The 21,741-nt window shown below is 59.2% G+C and carries 18 protein-coding genes; 2 read left to right on the top strand and 16 right to left on the bottom strand.

The features are described 5' to 3' along the window. Window positions 1-33 precede the first annotated feature (33 nt). Window positions 34-456 (top strand): serine O-acetyltransferase, encoded by a 423-nt coding sequence (locus L5014_RS05560; RefSeq protein WP_238462587.1) that lies wholly within the window; start codon window positions 34-36, stop codon window positions 454-456. Window positions 457-490: 34 nt separating this feature from the next. Here L5014_RS05560 and L5014_RS05555 read toward each other — a convergent pair whose 3' ends face one another. The 12 genes from L5014_RS05555 to gloA all read right to left on the bottom strand — a co-directional run bounded on the left by L5014_RS05555 (window position 491) and on the right by gloA (window position 14,728). After that, on the bottom strand, window positions 491-1,270 hold the full coding sequence (locus tag L5014_RS05555; RefSeq protein WP_238462586.1) for a heparin lyase I family protein: 780 nt from the start codon (window positions 1,268-1,270) through the stop codon (window positions 491-493). Window positions 1,271-1,286: 16 nt separating this feature from the next. Next, window positions 1,287-2,027 carry a WecB/TagA/CpsF family glycosyltransferase gene (locus tag L5014_RS05550; RefSeq protein ID WP_238462585.1) on the bottom strand — a complete coding sequence of 247 codons (741 nt, stop codon included), beginning with the start codon at window positions 2,025-2,027 and terminating at the stop codon, window positions 1,287-1,289. A gap of 8 nt (window positions 2,028-2,035) precedes the next feature. Then, window positions 2,036-3,013 (bottom strand): glycosyltransferase family 4 protein, encoded by a 978-nt coding sequence (locus L5014_RS05545; RefSeq protein WP_238462862.1) that lies wholly within the window; start codon window positions 3,011-3,013, stop codon window positions 2,036-2,038. Continuing rightward, window positions 2,919-4,283, bottom strand: a complete 1,365-nt coding sequence (locus L5014_RS05540) for a hypothetical protein (protein WP_238462584.1) — start codon at window positions 4,281-4,283, stop codon at window positions 2,919-2,921. Before L5014_RS05540 ends, L5014_RS05545 begins: the two co-directional genes overlap by 95 nt. Window positions 4,284-4,377: 94 nt before the next feature. Next, window positions 4,378-5,682, bottom strand: a complete 1,305-nt coding sequence (locus L5014_RS05535; protein WP_238462583.1) for a flippase — start codon at window positions 5,680-5,682, stop codon at window positions 4,378-4,380. A 109-nt stretch (window positions 5,683-5,791) separates the two neighbouring features. Next, window positions 5,792-7,042 (bottom strand): UDP-N-acetyl-D-mannosamine dehydrogenase, encoded by a 1,251-nt coding sequence (gene wecC / locus L5014_RS05530; protein ID WP_238462861.1) that lies wholly within the window; start codon window positions 7,040-7,042, stop codon window positions 5,792-5,794. Window positions 7,043-7,071: 29 nt separating this feature from the next. Next, window positions 7,072-8,223 carry a non-hydrolyzing UDP-N-acetylglucosamine 2-epimerase gene (gene wecB / locus L5014_RS05525; protein WP_238462582.1) on the bottom strand — a complete coding sequence of 384 codons (1,152 nt, stop codon included), beginning with the start codon at window positions 8,221-8,223 and terminating at the stop codon, window positions 7,072-7,074. 48 nt (window positions 8,224-8,271) lie between these two features. Next, entirely contained in the window at window positions 8,272-10,488 is a 2,217-nt protein-coding gene (locus L5014_RS05520; RefSeq protein WP_238462581.1) for a polysaccharide biosynthesis tyrosine autokinase, read from the bottom strand. A gap of 3 nt (window positions 10,489-10,491) precedes the next feature. Beyond that, complete coding sequence (locus L5014_RS05515; protein WP_238462580.1) at window positions 10,492-10,932, bottom strand: low molecular weight protein-tyrosine-phosphatase; 441 nt, start codon at window positions 10,930-10,932, stop codon at window positions 10,492-10,494. Continuing rightward, window positions 10,929-12,029, bottom strand: coding sequence for a polysaccharide biosynthesis/export family protein (locus L5014_RS05510; protein WP_238462579.1), 1,101 nt, complete (start codon window positions 12,027-12,029; stop codon window positions 10,929-10,931). Before L5014_RS05510 ends, L5014_RS05515 begins: the two co-directional genes overlap by 4 nt. Window positions 12,030-12,187: 158 nt before the next feature. Further along, on the bottom strand, window positions 12,188-13,597 hold the full coding sequence (locus L5014_RS05505; protein WP_238462578.1) for an undecaprenyl-phosphate glucose phosphotransferase: 1,410 nt from the start codon (window positions 13,595-13,597) through the stop codon (window positions 12,188-12,190). A gap of 747 nt (window positions 13,598-14,344) precedes the next feature. Next, window positions 14,345-14,728, bottom strand: coding sequence for a lactoylglutathione lyase (gene gloA, locus L5014_RS05500; RefSeq protein WP_238462577.1), 384 nt, complete (start codon window positions 14,726-14,728; stop codon window positions 14,345-14,347). A gap of 196 nt (window positions 14,729-14,924) precedes the next feature. Between gloA and panE the strand changes: the two genes are divergently transcribed. After that, on the top strand, window positions 14,925-15,887 hold the full coding sequence (gene panE / locus L5014_RS05495; protein ID WP_238462576.1) for a 2-dehydropantoate 2-reductase: 963 nt from the start codon (window positions 14,925-14,927) through the stop codon (window positions 15,885-15,887). A 20-nt stretch (window positions 15,888-15,907) separates the two neighbouring features. On the opposite strand, the gene rsmA is transcribed toward panE, so the two are convergent. From rsmA to L5014_RS05475, 4 genes are all read right to left on the bottom strand, one after another. Further along, window positions 15,908-16,735: a 16S rRNA (adenine(1518)-N(6)/adenine(1519)-N(6))-dimethyltransferase RsmA gene (rsmA, locus tag L5014_RS05490; protein WP_238462575.1), complete on the bottom strand. Its 828-nt coding sequence runs from the start codon at window positions 16,733-16,735 to the stop codon at window positions 15,908-15,910. Between the two features lie 14 nt (window positions 16,736-16,749). Beyond that, window positions 16,750-17,772 (bottom strand): 4-hydroxythreonine-4-phosphate dehydrogenase PdxA, encoded by a 1,023-nt coding sequence (pdxA, locus tag L5014_RS05485; RefSeq protein WP_238462574.1) that lies wholly within the window; start codon window positions 17,770-17,772, stop codon window positions 16,750-16,752. A 23-nt stretch (window positions 17,773-17,795) separates the two neighbouring features. Further along, a complete protein-coding gene (locus L5014_RS05480; protein WP_238462573.1) occupies window positions 17,796-19,166 on the bottom strand; it encodes a peptidylprolyl isomerase in 1,371 nt (456 codons plus the stop codon). A gap of 102 nt (window positions 19,167-19,268) precedes the next feature. Continuing rightward, on the bottom strand, window positions 19,269-21,653 hold the full coding sequence (locus L5014_RS05475; RefSeq protein WP_238462572.1) for an LPS-assembly protein LptD: 2,385 nt from the start codon (window positions 21,651-21,653) through the stop codon (window positions 19,269-19,271). Between the last annotated feature and the right edge of the window lie 88 nt (window positions 21,654-21,741).

Genomic DNA, 21,741 nt, shown 5'->3' with positions numbered 1-21,741 from the left:
TAACCACTGTCCTCCACGTTAATTGGTGTCGTGATGATTTATATTTATCGGCTGGCAAACCTGTTGTTTCGCCTGCGGATTCCAACTTTACCCTGGATTCTAAAAATAATAAATCGGGTGCTCTTCTCCGTATCCCTCCCCCCTTCGGTGCAAGTGGGAAAGAATGTAACGTTTGGCTATCAGGGCCTCGGCATTGTCGTCCACAAAAACGCCCGACTCGGCTCCAACATCATAATCTCTCCAAACGTCGTAATTGGCGGCAAGGGCAAAGGACAACCGGGTGCGCCGGTCATAGAGGACGGCGTCGTAATCGGTGCAGGAGCGTGCGTCCTTGGCCCAATCCGAATCGGTCGAGGCGCCGTAATTGGCGCAAATTCGGTGGTTCTTACAAACGTGGCGCCGCACACAACTGTCGTCGGCATACCGGCGCGAGAGATCGGGCAGAAGGCGAACTGACCGGGGCACTCGGGGCCGGTACTTGAGAGTCACACTATTTCGACAAGAAGCGTTTGACGAGCACATTTCCGAAATAGAGCGTTCGCACGCTAACATCCGATGGCCTCGATTGCCACCACCATTTGTAGATCCCCATCTTCAAATACGCGCCCCTATCGTTGGCATAGGCATTCCCACATCCATGGCAGCGAACGACATTTACGCCATTCATGAACAAATCGCTTACAGCGTTGGTTCCAGCGTGGTCTGGCCGATAGCGCAATTTCCAGTGGACAACATTTCCCTCATCTGCCGCCGGATCACCGAACACGAATACATGTGGTGCGGCTTTAGCGGCACTTCGAATTTCGACTTGATAGCGTCCATCTACAAGCCGGATAGAGAATGGCGGGGGCCCAAGCCCGCCCTCCGGACCCTGCAGCACCTGGGTAAATAGTTCCGGCTGCAAAGAGTCGAATTTGTAGCCAGACGGTATCGACGTCGACCAACCGATTTCATATAACGTGTTCGGTTCGAATCGAAAAATTCGCGCAAATGCGATCTCCCCACGAGGCGTTCCGTTTGCGACATTGTGAAAGTCATCAGATCGATCGATAGATACCCGCAAAGCATGCCCATGAAACACCGGGCTACTCACGACGGAGACTGCGCTACGTGGCGCCTGAATAACGAGCCTGGGGTCAATACCTCGCCCCCATGCGCTGTTGTACAACTGCTCATACGTGCCGCCGTCGGCTGTTGTACAGTTTGAAAGACTCAAACTCAACACCTGTATAGCCGCGAGTACGCTAACCCGTAATAAGTTCTTGTTCATTGCCGTATCACGCAGTTCATCTGAGTGCCGCTGCAATCCGGGCTTTAACAAGCATTACGGCGAATTTGCTATTCGTAACCAGATATCGGCGCCACATCCTGCGCGGCTCCTGAATTACCCGGAACAACCACTCCAATCCAGCACTCTGCATCCATTCCGGTGCCCGGCGGACTGCTCCGGCGACAATATCGAATGTACCGCCAACACCCATCACAAAATCTACACCAAGCCGATCTCCCCAGCGCTCAATGAATATTTCTTTCTTTGGTGAAGTTATTGCAACAAATAGAAGGCGCGCGCCGGACGCTCGAATTTCTTCGACCATTTTTTGCTCGTCTTCCCAAAAGTAACCGTGATGAAAGCCCGCTACCTTCAGCCCCGGATAACGCCCGGTCAGTACCGCTGCTGTTCGTTCAACAACCGTTTCAGTGCCCCCAAGAAAGAAAACCGGGAAACCCATGTCCGCCGACACGCCAACGAGACGCTCAAATAGATCTGCTCCGGCGACACGTTCCTTAACTGGGTGCCCCAGGAGACGAGCGGCCCATACCACACCCATACCGTCGATATTTATCAAATCGCAACCACGAACCGATTCCGCAAGCTTGGCGTCGCTTCGCATATTCACCAATTTCGCCACATTGACTACGACATGTTGTGTGAATTGCCGTTTGCTCGCTCTATCAGCAATCCAGTCTACCGTCTCGTCCATCGTAGCAACGTCCATTGGACAGGAAAACAAGCTGATTCTTTCCATCGTTTCACCTATGACCCAGTATCCGAGGTAACTCCCTCACCCATTCCGCCTTTCCTTTTGATCAGCACCTCATAAATTCCGAATATTTTTTTTGCAACATCCGAGGAAAAATACTGCAAATCCTTTAGGCGCGCTCTTCCGTGCGAATGCCTTCCAGCAGAAATAAAACGTGCGACCTCACTGGCCAAGGTCGCCGGAACTCGGTCGCTAACAACTGCGGTACCTTCACAGTCGCCAAGCAAATAACGAACATCTCCGACATCGACCGAAACGATTGGCAAATTCATCGCCATTGATTCCTTAATCGATTGCGGCGACCCCTCACGGTGAGATGTCATCAACAAACAGTCAGCATTCTCGAGTAGTTGCCTGACCTCAGAGCGCCCAAGTCCGTCGATATGCTTCTCGATGACGTCCATCCGATAGTCACGGCGTAAAATTTCAAGCGTCTGCTCGAAAAGCGGGTAATTTTTCTCTGGCCGAAAAATCGACGATGGGAATACGATAATTTTCTGTTGCCGCTCGTTACGTGGAACAGCATCTGACTCTGAAAAAAGATTCTCATTTACTGCGCAAGGCACGACCCAGCAATGCCCAGATACTCGTAACACTTGCTCCTTGATCTCATCACTAACTGCCACGCACGCGTCAGAAAATTTCGCGAAAAACAGCGAAATCTCTCTCATTAACCGCCCGCCCATGATGTCGGAGCCGTGGAAAGTAATAACGATAGAAGCTCCCGTTAGAAGTCTCACCAACGGAGCTGAGCATGCTGAAATTCCAAAATGGTAATGCACGACATCGTATTTTTTTGCCAGCACTCTGCGCAAGACACGGAAAATACTTGACAAATAGGCCAACTTCCCACCAAACCCTTCAATAACGAAAACGTCAACTTGGCAGTTTTTTATCCTCCTGATTGATTCGACTTGCTCCTCTATGAATATTCCCTGTGTGAAATTTTTTCGATTTCTCCCAGGATACATATTTGTAACAACCAATATCTTTATCACGATACCGTCCGTCAAGCGAGCACCCATCCTTCTCCGTGGGCCTAGATTGGCTAATCACATACAAAACCAGAAATGCCGAAAAAACATACGATGGCGACAATATTGCCAACGAAAACAAATTATCAAACAAGAAAGCACAGGTAACGAAAATCCAGGCGCGGCTCATGACATCTCGTTGACCGTACATGATCACCAGATAAAGCCAAATTGCGCCACCCAATAAACCAAGCTCAACAAACAAATGTGGATAAAACGTATCAGTTGTTTTCAAAATTCCGCCCATCCCATACCAATCGAAATGATATTTAGAATACAGCGGAGAATTGAACTTTACAGATGCCGGCCCACCGAATGCACCCAAACCTTCACCCAGAAAATTTCCGCCACTCAACGACTCCCACATAACCCGATATGACTCGGCGCGCGCTGAATTCCCGGCGGTAATATAGAATGCTACTTTTGATGATGCCAAGCCAACAATATCATCTAGATACCCAGAAATAAAAACAGCCAAAACAATCACAGCAATCATCAGTGGAGCAACAGATGCTTTCCAGCCAGTTTTTCTGAATACAATCGGATAAAACAAAATAATCACAAAAAGCTTAAAAGAAAAACTTAACAGAGCAAAAATTAGAAAGAACGTCTTTCTTAATTTTCCTGCCGCATCACCGCCTTTAATCGCGCATATAACAAGCGCGCAAAAATTCATAAACCCAAATTCCGAAAAAAAACCTATCCAGCCTTGAGCTCGCAGATACAGCCCGGAGTCAATCCGAACTGGGACAATAAGTGGGAGTTTCGTTACATATGCCAGATAGAAATAGCACTGAAATATATCATTCGATATAACAACAATCAAAAATATCGACGCAAGTGAATTAATTCTATCCTTGTAAGCATAGATGGCCAACGTAATTGCAATCGGAAAGACAAATCTTTGAAGCTCGTCGACACCTGCTGCGACGTTGAAGGAGCGCCCGATTGCGATCAAAAACACGAACAATAGCAATCCCACAAGTAATATTCGCTTGTGGAATTTTGGACGCAACATCACAGCCAGCCCTAGTGCCATAAAAGCCACAATCTTGACCATCTGAGAGTTGTCATCTTGAATAGACAACATCATATCTGACACGCAAAATGCCAGATAGGAAAATACCAAAAGCCAAAAACCAGTACGTGGCAAGCTGACTCGCCTGTCTTTACGCATTGCACGAATTTGATAGCTTTTGGCAATCATGTTAAAAAACTGGAAATTATCATTGACATCCGACGTTGGAATCGTAAATTACATATTTTCCATCGTCAAAACAGCTATCAAAACGCAAAACGCGTCATTTGAATTTATAAAAACCATAAAGCATGTACTCCCGAAGCTCACGCCCGCGAATTATCAAAATGGCGTATAGGACGATGATGACTATCTCTGCAGCCAGTAGTGAAATCGCCGCACCTTGAGCGCCAAAATGGGGGGCGACAAGAAAGGCCACAACAACATTAATCAACCCGCCAAATAACATAATCATCGACCGTGTTTTTGCCTTGCCAAATGGAACCAAAACCTGCAGACCCACAAAATAAGAAAAATTCCCTGCAATCGCACAAAGGCTGAGCAGCTTTAAAACCGTGACCGACCCCGAGTAGGCTTCCCCCAAAACGAGAGCAGACACGCCACTGGCCGAAATACAGAAAAAGGCAGCAATACCTGTTGTTATGAGCTGAACAGCACATAGCCCCTTTACAGTCAATTTTGCTGACTCTTCGCGATTTTCCTTGAAAAGCGCAGTAATGCGAGGAAAGAAGACCTGATTAATCTGCGCCGGAATGATGTTGCCAACATTCCTGATTTTATCCGCCGCTGCGTAAATCCCAACCTGATATGCCCCTGCAGTTGCCCCAAGAATCATCGTATTCGCTGAACTGAACAAACTAACCGACGCCGCAGCAACGAACATGTCCGCTCCTTGCACGAGACGGTGCCATGTCGACATGACCGAAACGCTAGGCCGTTTGAGTACACCTGTCCGGTACGCCACCAAAACTGAGAATAAAGCTGCAACAAATGGGCCAGCGGCTTGAATCAGTGCGGCGGCGAGAACATCATTTGAATCTCGGACGAAAATAAATGTTAACGGCAACATCAAGACGCGCGCCAAAAGTACTACAGTGGCGAGGAGCCTGAAACGTTCTAGTCCTTGCATCAACCAATACATCGTAAAAACGTTTGCGACCACGGCAATCCACGAACAAAGGATCACCAAAAAAACGGCAGCGAACTGGTGATTAAACAGAACGACCACGCAGAGAATCCCCAGCGAAATCAAACAAAGGACCGCTTTGCCGGCGACAATCGACCAGATCAATTCATTCAATCGCGCGGGATCGTTTCGACATTCGACAACTGCACGTGGGCCACTGAGATTGAACCCCCATTCCGTAAATGTTGTGCCATAAGCGGCTATGGCCATCGAATAGCCAAATACGCCAAATTGATGTGGTCCAAGCACTCGAGCCAAGTATGGAAAAGTCGCGAACGACATCGCATACGCGCCAAGTTGAAGCGTCATCATGGCAATGAAATTGCGCCCCACTCCAGCAGACGCACTTTCACTGTTTCGTTTTTTTAGAAACTTAGCCATTTATTCTCAAGTGGCAATTTTTTTGATAGCGATGCATCGCCCCTCCAATTTCACCGCGCATTGGTCAAATCCCAACACCAGCCATTTACGGTGATCCAGTCGGCGTGATTTATGCTCGCGCCGTTGCCAACACCCCGCGCGTATCAATCACCACCTTCGCCTGCAAGCGAATCGGATCGACCTGCTTGAACTGCGAGTGATCGACCAGAATCACGATCACATCGGCTTCGGCCAGCGCCGTGCGCAGATCGCAAAGGTGCAGCGTACCGTCCAGTCCCACCGGCAGTTCACGGATATTCGGCTCAACAGCCACCACCTGCCCCGGAAAACGCTGGCCGAGCTCCTTCGCGATCTCCACCGCAGGGCTCTCGCGCAGGTCATCGATATTCGCCTTGAACGCGAGGCCAAGACACGCAATAACCGGCTCGCGGAAACGCTTCGCCGCATTCTCCACTCGCTCGATCACCCAGTGCGGCTTGTCGTCGTTCACGTCTCGGGCGGTGCGAATAAGGCGCGCCTGCTCCGGCGCCGAATCCACGATGAACCACGGATCGACTGCAATGCAATGACCGCCAACGCCCGGTCCCGGTTGCAGAATGTTCACGCGCGGGTGGCGATTCGCCAGCTTGATGAGTTCCCACACGTTGATGTCCAGCCGGTCGCAGATCAGCGAAAGCTCGTTCGCAAAGGCAATATTTACATCGCGAAACGAGTTCTCGGTGAGCTTGCACATCTCCGCCGTACGCGCATCGGTAACGATGCACTCGCCGCGCACGAACACTTGATACAACTCGCGCGCCGCTTCGCTGCAACGGTCTGTCATTCCGCCGATCACCCGGTCGTTCTCAACCAGTTCGCGAATCACGTGGCCCGGCAGCACGCGCTCGGGGCAATGCGCCACGCGCACGTCCGACGCGTCACCCATCTGTTGGGGAAACGTCAGGTCCGGGCGCATTTCGGCCATCCACTCGGCCATCTTTGCAGTCGCCCCCACCGGCGAGGTCGACTCGAGCACGACGAGGTCGCCCTTCTTCAGCACGGGCGCCACCGTGCGGCTCGCAGCCTCGATATAGGAAAGATCAGGCTTATGCCCATCCGAGAACGGTGTGGGAACCGCAATGAGGAATGCGTCCGCCGGCTCCGGCGTCGTGGTCGCGCGCAAGTATCCCTGCGTCACGGCGGCATGCACCAGCATGTCGAGCTCAGGCTCGACAATGTGAATTGCGCCGCGATTGATGGTGTCGACTGCATGTTGATTCACGTCGACGCCGATTACCTTCTTGCGCCGAGCAGCGAATGCCGCTGCCGTCGGCAACCCGATATAACCCAGCCCTACAACCGAAATCGTTTCGAAGTTCATGATGTTGGTGTGTTGATTAATCGTTGCGTTCATGCCGCGCGAGGCGCAGCGTTCCAACGGACCTTCAATGCATCCGCAATGCGGTCACACGCCTGTCCATCCCCGTATGGGTTGTCGCCTCGGCTCATCGCCGCATACGCCGCGCGGTCATCAAGCAGTTGCGAAACACCGTCGACAATCGCCCGTACTTCGGTGCCGACAAGCTCTACGACGCCTGCGTCGATCGCCTCCTGACGTTCGGTCGTGTCGCGCATCACGAGCACCGGCTTACCCAGCGAAGGGGCCTCTTCCTGGATGCCGCCCGAGTCGGTCAGGATCAGATATGAGCGGTCCATCAAGCTCACGAACGGCAGATAGTCGAGCGGTTCGATCAAGTGGACGTTGGAGATGGCCGTGAGCAGGCGATTCACGGGCTCACGCACACTCGGATTCAGATGCACGGGATAGACAATGTCGACGTCGGGATACGCGTGAGCCAACTTCGCAAGTGCGGTACAGATACGCTCGAAGCCATCACCAAAGCTCTCGCGACGGTGCCCCGTGACCAATACCAACCGTCGGCCCGCTTGTTGTAACGCGGGCAAGACCCGCTGGGCCTCAGCGCGCAAATCTGCATTGTTGGCGAGACGCCCACGCACATGCAGTAGTGCGTCGATCACCGTGTTGCCGGTCACGACGATCGAAGCGTCGCTCACGCCCTCTGCCAGAAGATTCTGGCGGGCCCGTGCCGTAGGTGCGAAATGGACCGTCGCAAGCGCGCCGGTCAACTTGCGGTTCGCTTCTTCAGGCCACGGCGAAAGCAAGTTGCCGGTACGCAGACCTGCCTCTACGTGCCCGACCGGAATGCGCCTGTAGAACGCCGCAAGTGTCGCCGCCATTGTCGTGGTCGTGTCGCCGTGCACGAGCACCATGTCCGGCCTGGCCTGCGCTAACACTCCGCTCATGCCGGAAAGAATCGACGTCGTCACACCATAGAGGTCCTGACCGCGCTTCATGACATTCAGGTCGAAGTCCGGTTCGATGTCGAAAAGCGCAAGCACCTGATCCAGCATTTCGCGATGCTGGCCGGTCACGCATACCTTGCAATCGACGTCCGAATCGCGCTGCAGGCGTTGCACGAGTGGCGCCATTTTTATGGCTTCCGGGCGCGTCCCAAACGTAAGCAGTACTTTTTGTTTCATTGTCGTAACCTCGCGTAAGCCGCTTCTCGAAAGAGCGGGCTCCCTGCGTTAATCGCCCTTCTTCCGATAATCCGAATACGCGCCGTAAGCCGCACCACGCTGCGGCACATCGGTCAGCAGCACGCCGTCCACCGCAACACCTGCGCTAGCCAGGTGACGCGTCGTCTCCCTGAGCTCGGCGGCGGAATGCCGGCCGTGGCGCACAACCATGAGCGTCGCGCCGGCCGCCTTGCCGATCAGCACGGGATCGGTCACCGCGAGCACGGGCGGCGAGTCCACGATCACCATGTCGTAGGTCGCGGCAAGCGATTTAAGTACCGTAGTAAAGCGTTCGCGCAGCAGGAGTTCCGAGGGACGATCAGGCGTCGTTCCGGCCATCAGGACGTCGAGGTTAGGCAGCACCTGGCGGTGAATGACCTCGGCGGGTTCACGCCCCGTCAGCACCTCTGCAAAACCCGGCTTGCTGTTGATCGAGAAGTAAGAATGCACGTCGCCGCGCCGCATATCGGCGTCGATCAGCAAGATGCGCTTGCCCGTCGAAGCGAGCACCGTCGCCAGATTCACGGAGACGAACGACTTGCCCACGCCGGGCCGCGGCCCGGTAATCATGACGATGTTGTTCTCGGGCTTGAGCACGCCAAACTGGAGCGCCGTGCGCAGGCTGCGAAGTCCTTCAACCGCGACGTCGTCGGGAAAGGCGGCCGCCAGCACGCCCGGCTTGGACGGATTGCGGCGCACCGACTGCTCGAGCGTGAGTTGCTTGTCGCTATGCGAGATGATCGCGTAGACGGGCACTTCCACGGCATGCTCGATTTCGGCCGGGCTTTCCAGGCCGCGATTGAGCATGCGGCGTCCCAACGCAATAACGCAGCCAAGCAGCAGCCCCAACGCGGCTGCGAGCGGAATCACAATGAGCTTCTTGGGACGCACCGGCTTTTCGGGCACGATGGCAAAGTCCACCGTGCGCACGTTACCGAGTTGCCCCGCCTTCAGCACCCGCAATTGCTGCGTGCTGTCGAGCAGCTTCATGTAGAGGTCGGTGTTCACCTTCACATCGCGCATGAGACGCAGCGCTTCTTGCTGCGTTTGCGGCAGGCCGCTCACCTGGCTCTCGTATTGAACTTGCTGGTGATCCAGTTCGGCGATGCGCGCGTCGATAGCGGCCACCGCAGGGTGCGAAGTCGTATAGCGCTGGACCAGCTCGGCGCGTTGTTGCTGCAGTTCAGTCAGACGGGACTTCGTATCCACGACGGCTTGCAACAGGAGCTTGCCCTGAGCGTCGAGGTCGATGGCGCCCGTCTTCGCGCGAAATGCGTTGTAGCGCGCCTCCGACTGATCGAGGTCGGCACGCAACTTTGGCAACTGGTCGCCAAGGAACGTGAGCATCTGCTGCGCCTGTGCCGATTTGCGATCGACGTTGCGCTGCACGTACAGGCTCGCGATCATGTTGATCGTTGCAGTGATGCGCTGTGCGTCCTCGCCATCGAGCTTGACGCCGATAATGCCTGATTGCTTCGTTTTTTCCGCAATATCGAGCTTCTTTTGCAGCTCCTCAACCGTCTGCTGGGTCGAATGGCGCTTGAGGTCGAAGCGCGTGCCGGGTCTTGCCACGAGCGATGCCACGGTCAGCCGCACGGGCCCCTCTGCAACCGCACCGCTCGCAGCTTCTCCCACGCGCGCGCGCAGCACCACGCTGCCATCCGGATCGGTGAGTTCGTAACGTTCGGCGTCGAGCGCGTGTAGCTTGAACGTCTTCTCGTGCAGCACTGTGGGGACTTCAAACTGCGACACGCTGATGCGCTCGCCGCCCCACGCGTAGCTCGCCAAACCGAGAACGGGCTTCACCGGGCCTGCGTCGTCCGCCCCCGACGCACGCCGGGCAATCACCGCGCCGATCAGCGGAAAGTAATGCGGCTTCGCGCGCACGTCGAGATGAAGGCCGCTCACCGTTTCGCCCACTACCATGCGCGAGCGGATCAATTCGATTTCCGCGTCCGCCGTTGCCTTGTTCTGGAACAGCGACGCGAGGTCGCCGAGCTTGTCGTTGATCGACCCGGTGCCCGAGTCGTCGTCCACCTGGATGATGGCGTCCGCGCGATAAACCGGCGCTGCGAGAAATGCGTATGTGGTGCCCAGAAGCAGCACGCAGACCGCGATGATTGCGATCTGCTGCCAACCTTCGCGAAGGACATTGAAGACTTCGGAAAGGTCGATTTCGTCGTCGTCCGCCTGCTCGGCAGAATGGGTTTGCTTAAGAAGGGTCATAATTCAGTGAGCCAGTCCAGCCAATACGTCGCTCCAATGCGCGACGCCGTGCTCGATTTGCGCGAATGCCAGTTCGAATGCCATGCGATGGCGCCGATACGGGTCGACGACATCGACGCCATCGTTCTCGTTGAGCCGGTAGACTTTGCCGCGCGCATACGGCCACGCGTGCTCGATCTGTTCGCGCTGCACCTTCGTCATCGTCAGAATGAGGTCGGCGGCACGCACCTGCTCGTCGGTGAGCGCCGTGGCGACGTGCTCTTCGAGCTGCACGCCGCGCTCACGCGCCATTTCGAGAACGAGCGGATCCGCACCCTCGCCCACCAATGCATGCGTACCCGCCGAGCTAAATCCGATATCGGGCAGCGCCTGCGCGAGCATGGCGCAGGCCAGTGGACTGCGGCAGATGTTGCCTTCGCAAACCACCAGAACGTGATCGATCATTTCGCCACCAACCCTGCGGTCAAGCCCGCGTTGATGGCCGGAATCAGCAGCGTCAGCACGCGGTTGAAGCGGACGAGGCCATTGCCATCCACGTACACGACGTCCTTGGGCTGCAGGTCGAATTCCTTGGCGACCAGCATGGCCACGGGCGAACGTCCGTCGAGGTGGAACACCTGAGGCGTACCGCTCAGCGAGCCGCGAATCACGAACATCTGCGCGGCATCGGCCGTTGACGAATTGACGCTGCCCGCCTGCGCAATGGCGTCCGCCAGCGTGATACGGCCCGTGCGGCGCGGAATGGCCGAGATCGGCTTGTTGACCTCGCCCATCACGTAGACGTCGTTCTCGTCGCGCGCGATCACGCGCAGCAGATCGCCGGGCTGGAGATAGAGCCTCGACGGACTTACACCGCTTGCCAACATTTGCGTCAGATTGATGCGGTGCGAAGTGCCACCGCGCACGAGCACGATATCGCTCTGATCGGCCGTTTCGGCAAAGCCGCCGGCGCGCGAGACGGCTTCGTACAGCGACATCGGTACATCATTCACCGCCACGACACCCGGACTGCGCACTTCGCCGTCGACGTACACTTCATGAGCGCGGTAGGACGCCATGCGCACGGTCACCTGCGGTTTGATGAAGTAGCGAGCGAGCGCGGCGGTCAGGCGGCGCTGCACTTCCTCGGTACGCAGTCCGGCAACGCGCATCGTTCCCGCATAGGGAAACGTCAGGTCGCCCGCCTGATCGACCACGAATCCCGAGGACGGATCGCCCGGGCGCGTGGATGCCTGCATCTGGCCCGACCCCATGGCGGCCGCAATCTCCGGGTGATCCCACACCACGATCTGGAGCACGTCGCCGGCACCAACGCTATAGGGCTGCGGCGCCGCGGAAAGCAGCTTGACCTGGGCCTGCTGCTTCTCGCGACGCTCATCCTGGATACGTCGCACGAGCGCCACGTCCAGCTCGGTAATGGCCACCTCCGGGGTGGAGGCGGTTGCGTCGGCAACTTGTATCGCCTTTGCGTCACCCGCTTCGGCAATGGATGAAGCGTCAGTCCGCATCGAGGCCGACGCCGGTGTGGCGCTGGTCGACATGCGCATGCCCGGTGCCACCCCGCACGCGGCCAGAACGGAACACATCGCGACAGCGACGCCCACACGGGAGATATGAAGAGCGCTTGCGCGGCACGTGCCGCGGTGCGCGGGAGCCAACGGGTTTTTCAATCGTTTCAGCACTTCAGCGTTCCAGCCAATCAATAAGCATTGCGATGAACCAGTCCCTTGAAAATCGTCGCAAGAACGATCTTCATATCGAGCCCGAAGGACCAGTTGCTGAGGTAATAAAGATCGTGTTCGACGCGGCCCTGCATCTTTTCGATGCGATCGGTTTCGCCGCGAAATCCGTTTACTTGCGCCCAGCCCGTGATACCAGGCTTGATGCGATAGCGATGGATATAGTTGTCCACGATGTCCTGGTAGAGCGTGTCGTGCTCGATGGCGTGGGGCCTCGGACCGACGACAGACATCTCGCCGCGCAGCACGTTGAAGAACTGCGGCAGTTCGTCGAGACTCGTGCGGCGCAGGAACGCGCCCACGCGCGTGATGCGCGGGTCGCCACGCGTCGCCTGCTCGACTACGCCGTGGGTCTGCGCGTGCGGCCGCATGCTGCGAAACTTGTAAATATTGAAGACCTTGCCATTGGCTCCCTTGCGCCTCTGCTTGAAAAGCACCGGGCCGCGCGAGGTGAGCTTCACGGCGATTGCAATGGCGAGCAGGAGCGGCGATATCACGAGCAATACGAGGCAAGCGAACATGCGGTCGAAAACGTCCTTCTGCGCGAGCGCATCCGCCGAGATCGGCGAGCCCACGAGATTGATCGCCGGCGTGCCGCCAAGATTCACCATTTCACCTTCGAAAAGCGCGAGGCCGCTGACGTCGGGGATAAAGCGAATGTTGACCAGATCGTTGCGGAAGAGCCCAGTGAATTCGAGGATGGTTCTTTCCTCGGAAAGCGGCAGCGCAAGCCAAAGCTCGTCGATACCGTAGCGGCGCACATAGGCCGCAAAACCCTCGCGGTCGCGAAACGCGGGCACGCTGCCAGGCGCCTCGCCAAGTTCCGGGCCGGAGTCGAATATCGTGGCGACGTGATAAACCGAATCCGTCGTTGTATCCACCTTGTGCAGCAACTGACGGCAGTGCATGCCGCTGCCGACGATCGCCACGCTTCGATAGCTCGCAGCCTGATCTGCCCGTCGCAAGCTGAGTGCGGAATCCAGCAACCGGCATGCTATGAGCCCAAGACCGGAGACAAGCGCCCACTCGGAGAACCACGCGAGTGCGGGATGGTATGGCCGATGCATTACACAAGCGACCAGCGTGGTGCCCGCGAGCGTCAGCAGCCAGACGATCGCAGGCACGCAAACACAGCGCCAGAACAGGTGCGTTCGAGCGGTGCGGTACAGTCCAAAGAGGGGAAACACAAGCAACACGGCCAGTAGCGTGAATGCGACGAGCGCGCTGTCATATCCGGCCTGCCCGGGCACACCTTCACCGGACATCGTGATCTGCGCTCCCGCAGCGATGACCAGCATGTCCAGCAGGCGAGCCAGAACGCTGCTGTTGGTGGAAGATGTTCCCGCCTCGGTTTGAATAGGCAAGTTCATGGCATTTCCTTCGGATGTTCGTGTTCCCGCGCCATAACGCGCGCGGCTGCTTGACGGACCAGGTGCTGCCAGGTGGCGGCCCGAAGCAGAGGGGATCATTCGATAAGATTCCAGCCAAACTGCGTACCCATACACGCAAGGAAGAAAGGACTGCCTGGTTGAAGGAAAACCTGCATTTCGTGCATCGCTCTCAGAACGTCCGGGGTACCCGCATGACGAAGGCAATCCGATTGCCACAAGCTGATGAAGGCGGCGCCCTCACCACCCTCATCACCCTCACACGCGAGACACTTTCGCCGAATCGCTTTGTAGTTAGTTAATATCCTGGGCACGAGTCTCGTCGTCCGGGCTATTCCCGTATATAGGAATGCTCCGAAATGGCTACGGGGAAGTAACGCCCAGATTCCGCGATGATGTCTCGAAATGCGCCGCGATTCGCGCCCGGCGGCCAACAGCATAAGATCCCGTCATCTTCAAATTAGGATGACGAAATATATGTATCGATTTGTATCCAACGACGGGAGCCGCGGAGAATATGCCAATGCTTTACCGGCATTGAACGACGCAATCGAATGCATTCACTGAATAGCATTCGATCGCTCATTAAATCTTCAAGGGGATTTTTAAAATTTGTTTAGATCGCGTCTTGTTTATATTTTTATTGTCGAGCGCTTCATGATTGACAATCAATCTGGACAAACACGGTAGCGGTATCAGAACCATCTGATATCGCTACACGGGAAATTCTTACTTCCTCTGAATAAACTCGATCTTATAGCCGTCAGGATCGGTCACGAACGCGATCACCGTCGTCCCATGCTTCATCGGCCCCGCCTCGCGCACCACCGTGCCGCCCTGCGCCTTGATCTTCTCGCAAGCGGCGTAGGCGTCGTCCACTTCCACCGCCAGATGGCCGAAGCCCGTGCCGAGGTCATAGGAAGGCGTATCCCAGTTGTGCGTCAACTCGATCACCGTGCCGTCACGCTCGTCGGTGTAACCGACAAACGCCAGCGTGAACTTGCCGTCGGGATAGTCGTCGCGGCGCAGCAGTTTCATGCCGAGCAATTCGGTATAGAACTTGATCGAGCGGTCCAGGTCGCCAACCCGGATCATCGTGTGCAGAAGGCGCATCGTGTACTCCGTTTTGCCATCGTCAAAAACGCGACTGTACCAAAATCCCGTTTGCTCTGCCGACACCAGCGGGCCAAGCTCTGCGTGCCAGGCAGACAGCGCCGATTTGCTCTAGCATGGACGCCATCCCGAAGCGGCCATGGTCCGATGCGAACGGGCCAGCGCTGCTGACAATGAGAGAAACCAAGGAGTCGAGATGCGGATTCTGGTGGTAGGTGCAGGCGCGACGGGCGGCTATTTCGGCGGACGGCTCGCCGCCGCGGGGCGCGATGTGACGTTTCTGGTGCGCGAGGCTCGCGCCGCGCAGTTGCACGAGGATGGCCTCGTGATCCGCAGTCCGCACGCTGGCGATCTCACGCTGCGCGATCCCAAAACCGTGACGCGTGAGGCGCTCGAATCGCAGGGCGCCCAGCCATTCGATGTCGTGCTGCTCAGCTGCAAGGCCTACGATCTCGAGAACGCCATCGACTCGTTCGCGGCGGCCGTCGGGCCACACACAGCCATCCTGCCGTTGCTCAACGGCATGCGACATCTGGACGTGTTGCAGGCGCGCTTCGGCACGCAGGCCGTACTCGGCGGCGTCTGCCTGATCGCCGCCACGCTCAACGACAAGCGCGAAATCGTGCATCTGAACGACGCACAGGCCATCACGTTCGGCGAACTCGGCAATGGCGTCTCGCCGCGCGTCGAGGCCATTGCCGGCGCTTTCGGCAACGCGGGCTTCAACGTGAAAGCCAGCGCTCACATCCTGCAGGAAATGTGGGAAAAGTGGGTGTTCCTCGCGACGCTCGCAGGCGGCACGTGCCTGTTTCGCGCGCCCGTGGGTGTCATCGTCGCGACGCCCGACGGCGCGGCAACGGTCGAGCGTCTTTTCGCGGAGTGCCGCACGGTGGCCGCCGAGCACGGCCACGCCGTGCGCGACAGCTTCCTCGAGCGCTCGCGCGCCCTGCTGTTCGCCACGGGCTCGACGTTCACGGCTTCGATGCTGCGCGACGTGCAGAACGGTTCGCGCATTGAAGCCGATCACATTCTTGGCGATCTGATCCGGCGCGGCGGCGCGGCGCAACGCGCATCGAGCGAGCTTTCGGTGCTGCGGATCGTCTACAGCCAGCTCAAGGCGTACGAGGCGCAACGCGCCGAAACAGCCGAAACAGCCTGAAGCCGCTCAACCGCGCGCACTTACGCCACTGACGCGTTGCCCAGCGCCTGGGCGACGCGCACATACTCCTCCACCGGTACGTCTTCGGCGCGGCGCGCGAGATCGAAGCCGAGCGCGTCGAAGTCCACCCGCTCGCGGTAGTCGCTGAGCGTGTTGCGCAGCATCTTGCGGCGCTGCGAGAACGCCGCCGTCACGAGCTCGCCGAGAATCGCCTCGTCCACCTGCGGCAGTTCGTGGGGCGCATACGGAATCATGCGCACGATCGCCGAATCCACCTTGGGCGGCGGCTGGAACGACTCGGGCGGCACGTCGAGCAGCTTGTCGATCACGTAGCGATACTGAAGCATCACCGTCAGGCGGCTGAACGCCTTGGTGCCGGGCTCCGCGACCATGCGCTCGACCACTTCGTTCTGCAGCATGAAGTGCTGGTCGATCACGCGGTCTGCGAAGCTCGCAAGGTGGAACAGCAACGGGCTCGAAATGTTGTACGGCAAATTACCGACGATGCGCAGCGTGGGCTTCTCGCCCAGCGCCGCAAGCGTGCCGAAGTCGAACGCCAGCGCGTCGCCCGCGTGCAACTCGAGCAGCGGTCCGAATTTTTTGGTGAGACGCGCGATGAGGTCGCGGTCGAGCTCGACCGCGTGCAGCGGCGCTTCGGGCGTGGCGAGGCGCTCGATCAGCGGTTCGGTGAGCGCGCCGAGGCCCGGCCCGATCTCGACCATGCGTTCGCCGCGCTGCGGGCGAATGACGTCGACGATCGAGTCGATCACGCCCGTGTCGACGAGGAAATTCTGGCCGAAGCGCTTGCGCGCGAAGTGGCCCTGGTGCTGTCTGCTGCTATTGGACATCTTGGTCAGATCAATCAGATGACGCGCCGGTGGCGCGCCATCGAAACGGCGGTGTCGATGGCGGCGATCAGGCTGCCCGCGTCGGCGCGGCCGGTGCCGGCGAGGTCGAGCGCAGTGCCATGATCGACGGAGGTGCGCACGATCGGCAGGCCCAGCGTCACATTGATGCCTTCGCCGAACGTCGCGTATTTCAGGACCGGCAGGCCCTGGTCGTGGAACATCGCCAGCACGCAGTCGGCCTCGTTGAGGTAGCGCGGCTGGAACAGGGTATCGGCGGGATATGGGCCGCGCGCGTCGATGCCTTCAGCCGTCGCTTGCGCGAGCGCCGGCTCGATGACGTCGATCTCCTCGCGCCCCAGGTAGCCGTTCTCGCCCGCGTGCGGATTCAGGCCCGTCACGAGAATGCGCGGCGTGGCCACGCCGAAGTGGTGGCGCAGGTCATGATTGACGATGCGCAGTGTCTCGAGCAGGCCTTCGATGCTGAGCGCCGCCGACACGTCCTTGAGCGGCAGGTGCGTGGTCGCGAGCGCGACGCGCAAGGGCCGCGCGCCGGTGCCGGCGAGCATCATGACCACGCGCGGCGTCTGCGTGCGTTCGGCGAGATATTCCGTATGGCCGGTAAACGGCACGCCGGCGTCGTTGATCGTGCTCTTTTGCAGCGGCGCGGTCACGATGGCGTCGAACTCTTGCGCCATGGCGCCGTCGATCGCGCGGTCGAGCAGCGCAAGCACATAGGGGCCGTTAGCGGCGTCGAGCTTGCCGGCCTTCGCCGGTACGGCGAGCGCAATGTGCTCGACGCTCACGTGCTGGCCCGCCAGCACGGCGGCCCAGTCGATGCCGCCCGCCGCCGCGCGCGTCTCCATGAGTGTCTGGTCGCCCAGCACGACGAATTGCGCGCCGGGCCAGTGCGCCGAAGCGCCCGCGAGCGCCGCGGCCGTGAGCTCGGGGCCCACGCCGGCCGGCTCGCCGGTGGTGATGGCGATACGAACCGGCCGCGGCCCCCGCGGCGCAGAAGACGATGAGGCGGGAGCATTCACGGCGCGGTTCCTTTCAGGGTGGGTCAGTGTTGCTGGGGCGGGGTCAGGCCGCTGATCTTGTAGTCGACATAGGCGCTGTCACGCAGTTGGCGCAGCCAGTCGGCGTAGGCCTGCTCCGCCTTGCGCTGGCCGATGGCCTGGCGCGCGAGGTCCATCTGCTGCGCGACCGAGCCTTCCGCTTCGCGGCGGCCCAGCACCTGGATCAGGTGATAGCCATATTCGGTGCGCACCGGGTCGCTGATCTGGCCGTCCTGCAGCGAGTTCATGGCGCGCTCGAATTCCGGCACGGTTTCGCCCGGGCTGATCCAGCCGAGGTCGCCGCCTTGCGAGGCCGAACCGTCTTGCGAGTACGTGTGTGCGAACTTGGCGAAGTCGCTGCCCGCCTGCACTTCCTTCTTGATCTCGAGCAGCTTCTGGCGCGCCTGCGGCTCGGACATGCCGTCGCCCACGCGCAGCAGAATGTGGCGCACGTGCGTTTGCACGAGTTGCGGTGCCGAGGCGCTCGTGCCCTGCCCCTGGCGGCGCTCGACGAGGCGGACGATCTCGAAGCCGTCGTTGGTGCGGATCACCGAGGGATTCACTTCGCCCGGGCGCAGCGTGGAAGCGGCCGTCACCCACTCGGGCGGGAGCTTCGCGGGCGGCTGGAAGCCCATGTCGCCACCCTTGCTGGCGTCAGCCGCCTGCGAGTTCGATTTCGCGAGACTCGAGAACTTGCTGCCCGACTGCGCCTGCTTGAGGAGGTCGTCGGCCTTCTTCTGCGCGGCTTCGATGTCGGTCTGCGACGCGTTCAGTGGCGCCTTGATGAAGATGTGCTCGAAGTGCAGATCGTTCTGCTGACCCGCGTTCGGCCCGCGCTGGCTCGCGATGTAGTTCGCGACTTCGGCGTCCGTGACCGAGATCTTGCTGTCCACTTCCTTCTCGCGCAGCTTCGAGAGCGTGAGCTCCGTGCGCGCGTCCTTCATGAACGTGTCCCACGGCACGCCGGCCGCTTCGATGCGCGAGCGGTAGGTGGCGAGGTCCATGCCGTTGGCCTGGGCGAGACGCGTGAGGGTGCGCTGCACGGCTGCGTCGTCGACGCTGATGCCGTCTTCCTTCGCCTTTTGCAGCTGAATGCGCTCGAGCACCATCTGGTTGAGCACCTGCGCCTGCAACTGGTTCATGGGCGGAATCGGCGCGTTCTGCTGGTTCAGGCGGCGCGTGATGAGTCCGACGCGGTTGTCGAGCTCGCGCTGCGTGATCACGCCGTCGTTGACGACCGCCGCGATCGTGTCGGCGGTCCGGCCACCGGCGGGCGCGAGCCCCTGCGCAAGCGCCGGCGCGGCCGGCAACAGTCCTGCGACGGCGAAGATACTCGCAGCGAACGCTGCCAGGCGAAGCTTTTTCATGATTCCCACAGATACTCCAAAGTTGGCGGGCAGCTTCGCCCGTCTCTATGCACCGACCTCGCGCTGCAGCCGTTCGCTTGGGCTCTGCTACCGCCCGCACCGGTTCACGCGTTATTGATAATCCGTGAAGCGCGACGGCAGCGGCACCTGCCCCGGCGGCTGCGTGTAGCCCGGCACGCCAGCCCTGAACGCCGCGACCAGGCCGTTATCCACGTTCGACAGCCCCTTGAGCGTAAGCTGCGCGAGAAAACGCGTGGCCGAATTATTGCCGCCCGTGGTGTTGATCCCGTTTGCATAGCGCTGCACACCCACGCCGAGCGCCCAGCAATCTGCGTCGTACTGCATGCCAATCAGGCCATCGACGATCTTGTGGCCGTTCAGATCGTAGTTGAAGCGGCCCACGGCGTACACCCGATGCGAAAACGGCCATTGAGCCGAAACCAGAATCTGGTTGATGGGCTGATTGTCGAGCGTGCTGCTGTTCTCGCGCGTGTAGCGATACGCAACGTTGAGCACGCGGCTCGGCCCCGGGCTGTAGCCGAAGCCGACGCTTGCCTTCGTCAACTGGCCCGCGTCCGCATTATATTGGAACGCCGTTTCCGAAGCGAAACCGCCCCCGATCTTTAGCGACATGCCTGCAATCAGGTCGGAATGCGCGGCGCCCGTGGTCGGCGCCGCGCCCGCGCTAGGCGGCAGGAGCGTGACGCGCTGGTCGGTGAAATAGTACTGCTGCGCGATCACGAAGCGCGCACGCTCGTCACCCGAGGCCGCGTCGATGAAGCGCGTGGTCAGCGCCGCCGTGAGGCGGTTCGCGTCGGCGATACGGTCGTTGCCGACGAAGGTGTTGGGCGTGAAGATCTCCGCGAGACCGAAGTCGGCTTCGGCGGTATCAAAAAGGGGCGCGAAGTCCTGGTTGCGGTACGGCGTGTAGACGTAATACAGGCGCGGTTCCAGGGTCTGGATATAGTCCTGGCCGAATAGTCGCACCGAGCGGTCGAACACGAGCCCCGTGTCGAAGCTGAAGGTCGGGATCGATTCGGTGAAGCTCTTGGGCGTGCCCGCGGGCGAGCCCGTGCCGATGTTGCTCAGGTTGTACGACGCGAAGTGCCATTGCACCTTCGGCGTGACGAAGTAACCCGGCCCCATCAGCGAATACGAGAGGTACGGATTGAAGACGACACGGTCGCCTTCGGTCGCATCCGCCGTCGTGATGCGAAAGCGCGAGTAGTCGGCTTCCGCACCGTAGTCGAAGCCGCCCACGTTGTACTTCGCGTACTTCACGTTGAGCTCGGGCTCGCGGCCATACGGCGCAATCGACGGCGAAAGCGTCTGCCAGTGCTGATAGCGGCCGAGCACGGACCACGGCCCGTTGTTGTACGTGACGCCCGCTTCCTGCTGATACAGCATCTGCGTGCCGTTCAGGAACTGGTTCGCCGCCGACGCCAGGTCTTCCGGATAGGTGTTGTCCGAGACCTTGTTGAAGTAGATATAACCGCCGAACCCGTTGCCGAAGTTCTGGTTGTGCTGGATGAACAACCCGTAGCGGTTGGTCTTCGTGATCGCGTCGTTGGGCAGGAACGTGCCAGTGATCGAGCCCGAGTAGTTGGTCGAGAGATACCGGTAGTTGCCCTGCAGGAACACGCCGCGCTTCGAGATTATTTCGGGCGTGAACGTGAAGTCGCGGTTCGGCGCGATGTTGAAGTAATACGGCATCGACAGTTCGAAGCCGTTCGTCGAGCTTACGGAGAACGTCGGCGGCAACAGGCCGCTGCGGCGCTCACCCGAGAGCGGGAACGAGAACCACGGGCTCGCGAAGATCGGCACGTTCTGGAAGAACAACACGCTGTTGTGCGCGACGCCTTCGTCGGCGCCCGTGTCGAAGTCGAACTCCGTGCCCTTGATGTACCACGCCGGATTCGACGAACACTGGCAGGCCGTGTAGGTGCCGTTGGTGAGCACCGAGCGCTCGCTGTCGAGCAGGTCCGCGCGTTCGGCACTGCCCGAGCCGCCGGTGACCGTGAAATGGTACTTCGGCGCGGGCATGAAGCCTTCGTTCGCCTCGACCTTCAGGTGTGCTTCCGGACCGGCGAAGCTGGTGCCGCTCTGCGCCACGACGACATTGCCGTAGGCGTCGGCCATGTCGGTGTCCTGGTCGTAGTGCAGCGCGTCGGCCTTGACGACATTCGTGCCCTCGCGCAGCTCGGCCGCGCCCTTGATGGCGAAGTCGGTGCCCGATGTGCCGTTGGTCGAGTCGCCGAGCACGAACGTGGCCGCACGCTGGCCAGGCACTTTCGGCTGGTCTTCGAGCTGCGGGGAAAGGCGCAGGCTCCACGCGTCGTCCAGCCGCTGGGGCTGCGCAGCGTCACCCGCAAGCTGGGCATGTGCGAGCGCGGGCACGAGACCCGGCATGGCCACGAGCGCCGCGATGAGCCGCCGCTTGCCCGGCACGCCGTCGTCACTTTTGGAGATCGTCTGGAAAAACTGTTTGGGCGGCATGTATGGTTTTGGCGTATCGGCCCGTCAGCCTGCCCGCCCATCACGGCCCTGGTGCCGGTGCATCGACGGATTGGCCCCGGCCCGGGCG

It is taken from the genome of Paraburkholderia tagetis, assembly GCF_022213065.1.
Taxonomy (GTDB): Bacteria; Pseudomonadota; Gammaproteobacteria; order Burkholderiales; family Burkholderiaceae; genus Paraburkholderia; species Paraburkholderia tagetis.
Note: the sequence above shows the minus strand (reverse complement) of the source record. Positions and strands in the feature narration are given on the sequence as shown.

Coding starts and splice junctions, on each gene's coding strand:
- L5014_RS05505 (WP_238462578.1), bottom strand. CDS start 13,597: ATGAACTTGCCTATTCAAACCGAGGCGGGAACATCTTCCACCAACAGC.
- L5014_RS05555 (WP_238462586.1), bottom strand. CDS start 1,270: ATGAACAAGAACTTATTACGGGTTAGCGTACTCGCGGCTATACAGGTG.
- wecB (WP_238462582.1), bottom strand. CDS start 8,223: ATGAAACAAAAAGTACTGCTTACGTTTGGGACGCGCCCGGAAGCCATA.
- L5014_RS05540 (WP_238462584.1), bottom strand. CDS start 4,283: ATGATTGCCAAAAGCTATCAAATTCGTGCAATGCGTAAAGACAGGCGA.
- L5014_RS05520 (WP_238462581.1), bottom strand. CDS start 10,488: ATGACCCTTCTTAAGCAAACCCATTCTGCCGAGCAGGCGGACGACGAC.
- L5014_RS05510 (WP_238462579.1), bottom strand. CDS start 12,029: ATGTCGACCAGCGCCACACCGGCGTCGGCCTCGATGCGGACTGACGCT.
- L5014_RS05515 (WP_238462580.1), bottom strand. CDS start 10,932: ATGATCGATCACGTTCTGGTGGTTTGCGAAGGCAACATCTGCCGCAGT.
- L5014_RS05545 (WP_238462862.1), bottom strand. CDS start 3,013: ATGTATCCTGGGAGAAATCGAAAAAATTTCACACAGGGAATATTCATA.
- rsmA (WP_238462575.1), bottom strand. CDS start 16,735: ATGTCCAATAGCAGCAGACAGCACCAGGGCCACTTCGCGCGCAAGCGC.
- L5014_RS05535 (WP_238462583.1), bottom strand. CDS start 5,682: ATGGCTAAGTTTCTAAAAAAACGAAACAGTGAAAGTGCGTCTGCTGGA.
- L5014_RS05550 (WP_238462585.1), bottom strand. CDS start 2,027: ATGGAAAGAATCAGCTTGTTTTCCTGTCCAATGGACGTTGCTACGATG.
- panE (WP_238462576.1), top strand. CDS start 14,925: ATGCGGATTCTGGTGGTAGGTGCAGGCGCGACGGGCGGCTATTTCGGC.
- L5014_RS05560 (WP_238462587.1), top strand. CDS start 34: ATGATTTATATTTATCGGCTGGCAAACCTGTTGTTTCGCCTGCGGATT.
- gloA (WP_238462577.1), bottom strand. CDS start 14,728: ATGCGCCTTCTGCACACGATGATCCGGGTTGGCGACCTGGACCGCTCG.
- L5014_RS05475 (WP_238462572.1), bottom strand. CDS start 21,653: ATGCCGCCCAAACAGTTTTTCCAGACGATCTCCAAAAGTGACGACGGC.
- wecC (WP_238462861.1), bottom strand. CDS start 7,042: ATGAACTTCGAAACGATTTCGGTTGTAGGGCTGGGTTATATCGGGTTG.